Annotated in this window: 1 protein-coding gene; it reads left to right on the top strand. The window is 41.5% G+C overall.

What is annotated here, in order from left to right:
• The first annotated feature begins 518 nt into the window (after positions 1-518).
• Complete coding sequence (ltrA, locus tag PGQ38_RS19240) at positions 519-1808, top strand: group II intron reverse transcriptase/maturase (RefSeq protein ID WP_118521429.1); 1290 nt, start codon at positions 519-521, stop codon at positions 1806-1808.
• The last annotated feature ends 100 nt before the right edge of the window (positions 1809-1908 follow it).

Here is a 1908-nt window from a genome sequence, read left to right as displayed (position 1 = left end):
GTGTGTCCAGCAAAGCTGGACTACACTTGCCGGTGTAAGTCCGGTCACGGTAATCGCCAGTGAGCCGTGTAGTTAAACTCGGTGCGTTGTAGTAATACAGGGTGCTAAGCGAGTGGATAAAGTAACCTTGAAAAAGGTGCGAGCAATCATGCAGACCGTAACATAAAGTGAATTCTGCCGTATCGTTAAAAAGGTCTCGAAAGAGAGAAAAGGGAAGTTGAGCCTTGGCAAAATAGGCGAAAACCATGGAACGTGTGGAGAAACTGGAAAACAGCACGGAAGAATCCCTCGGTATAGAGGAAACGGTATGTATGAAAAGTGTAGTTCGGAACTGGAGAGACCCTACCCATCACCAAATGGTAAAGAGAAAGCGTATAAGCTTGGCGAAATCGTATTTCTGATGGAAGGGAGTCGGAGGGGAACATAGTACCGATAATGACTGTGCAAGAAAACGCAGTTTATGGGAAGGTTCCCTACTTCATTCATGTTTGTAGAGAGGGTAAGAGTGAGAGAATGTCATGCAGACTAATAACTCCAAAGAAAAAGTTCGACAACTTCAAAACAAACTATATCTGACAGCCAAGAAGTGTGACAGCCGAAGATTTCATGCACTTTACGATAAGGTATATCGAGATGATGTACTCTTTGAGGCATGGAAACGGGTAAAAGCTAACAAAGGTTCCAGTGGTGTGGATGGTGTCAAAATCGAGGATGTTGAAGCGATGGGAATTGAAAAATACCTATCAGAAATCAAATCAGAACTGATGAATGGAAAGTATAAACCATCTCCGGTAAAGCGAGTTATGATACCAAAACCAGACGGAAGTGAAAGACCTCTTGGAATACCAACGGTCAAGGACAGAATTGTGCAAATGGCTACAAAGATAGCAATAGAGCCAGTATTCGAAGCTGACTTTAGAGAATGTTCCTATGGATTCCGACCGAAAAGAAGTGCGAAACAAGCACTGGAAGTAGTAAGGAAAGCGTGTAACAACAAGGGCTATTATGTAGTAGACGCAGACATTGAAAAGTTCTTTGACAATGTAAACCAAGGAAAGTTGATGAAACTGGTAGAGCAGAAAATATCAGACCGTAGGATATTGAAGCTGATAAAACAATGGTTAGTATCAGGAGTATTATACGGAAATGTACTGACAATCTCTGAACTGGGAACCAGCCAAGGTTCAGTCATATCTCCGTTACTGGCAAACATTTACCTAAACACACTGGACAGACTGTGGGAAAAGTATGGACATACTCACGGTATTCTTGTAAGGTACGCAGATGATACGGTAATCATTTGCAAGAATAAGAAAAGTGCAAATCACGCACTGAATTTATTGCAGTATATCATGGTAAAACTGGATTTAAAGCTACATCCAGTGAAAACAAAGATAGTCAGCATGTGGGACGGAAAAGAGGGATTTGACTTTCTCGGAATGCACCACAGAAGAATGACAACGGAAACACGCAAAGGACAACTGTACAAGGAAACGTATCAGTACCCAAGCAGAAAAGCCATGAAGAAAATGAAAGCCGAAGTCAAGAGGAATGTAAACAGACGAAGTCTGCTAGTTGCAAAGGAAGAGGATTTAATAAAGAATCTGAATCCGAAAATCACAGGATGGAAGAATTATTATTCCACCAAGAGAAACGAAAAGTGGATGCAGGCTCTAGACTGGTACATTATTTGCACTTTTACAAGATGGTATAACAAGAAACACCAGAGACGTAATCGTATGTCAAAGGTGGGATTTGTAAGAAATAGCATTTACGAAAAAGGATTAAAGAAAATGGCTAGAGCATGACGTAATGCTGTAGAAAGAAGAATGTCGGAAAGCCGTGTGAGGGAGAACCTCATGCACGGTTTGATAAGGGGCGGATGAAAATTTCATCCGCCTACTCTAC

The organism is Blautia faecis (genome assembly GCF_027662325.1).
Taxonomy (GTDB): Bacteria; Bacillota; Clostridia; order Lachnospirales; family Lachnospiraceae; genus Blautia_A; species Blautia_A faecis.
Note: the sequence above shows the minus strand (reverse complement) of the source record. Positions and strands in the feature narration are given on the sequence as shown.

Excerpts from the sequence above, each read along its gene's own strand:
- ltrA (WP_118521429.1), top strand. The coding sequence starts at position 519 with ATGCAGACTAATAACTCCAAAGAAAAAGTTCGACAACTTCAAAACAAA.